The following is a 756-nucleotide window of genomic DNA, read 5'->3' as shown; positions in this document are numbered from 1 at the left end:
GCTCGCGATGCTTCCGGCCTGCAGTTCGACGCTGCCGCCCGAAATCGTCATCGCACCGGTCGACCCGCCGGACGAAACGATTTCCGTACCACCGGCAAACACCGTCACGTTGCTGGTGACCGCGCCGGCAACATTGAAAGTGCCGCCGCTGGAGACGCTGACATTGTGGGCAGTCGCCCCGGACAGGATATTCAACATGCCGCCACTGCTGACGGTCGTGTGGTCGATCGCGCCTCCCGACGACACGTTCACCGTGCCGCCCGAGATGCCTGTTCCGGAGCTGGTCACGCCGGTGACCACGCCTCCGGAGAACACGTTCTCGACGCCACCGGCAAGGACCGCGACGTTGCTCAGAACAGTGCCGCCGACGTTGAAGATGCCGCCGTTCGAGACCGAGATATGGTCAGCCGTCGCGCCGGACGAGACGTTCAGGTCGCCGCCGCTGAAGACGGTCGCATATTCGAAGGACGCGCCGGAGAGAACGTCGACCAGCCCGGAAATTGCGGTCCCCGAACCGGTGATGCCGGTGACGGAGCCGCTCGCGGAGACGATTTCGTGGCCACCGCCTTGAATCGTGACATTGCTGGTGATCTTGCCCTGCACGTTGAGCGTGCCGGACACGTTGATCATGCTGGCCGAACCGCCGGCCAGCACGTTGAGCGTTCCGCCGGCTGCGACGAACGTTCCCGTGCCGGCCGTGCCGCTGATGGTGCCCTGGATGACGCCGCCGGACGAGACGTTCTCGACGCCGCCGCT

The 756-nt window shown here is 65.6% G+C and carries 1 pseudogene; it reads right to left on the bottom strand.

The window, feature by feature from the left end:
• A pseudogene (locus H8A92_RS40585) lies at positions 1-756 on the bottom strand (hypothetical protein); the annotation flags it as partial.

This window comes from Bradyrhizobium acaciae (genome assembly GCF_020889785.1).
Lineage (GTDB): Bacteria > Pseudomonadota > Alphaproteobacteria > Rhizobiales > Xanthobacteraceae > Bradyrhizobium > Bradyrhizobium acaciae.
This window is presented reverse-complemented; position numbering and strand designations above follow the sequence as displayed.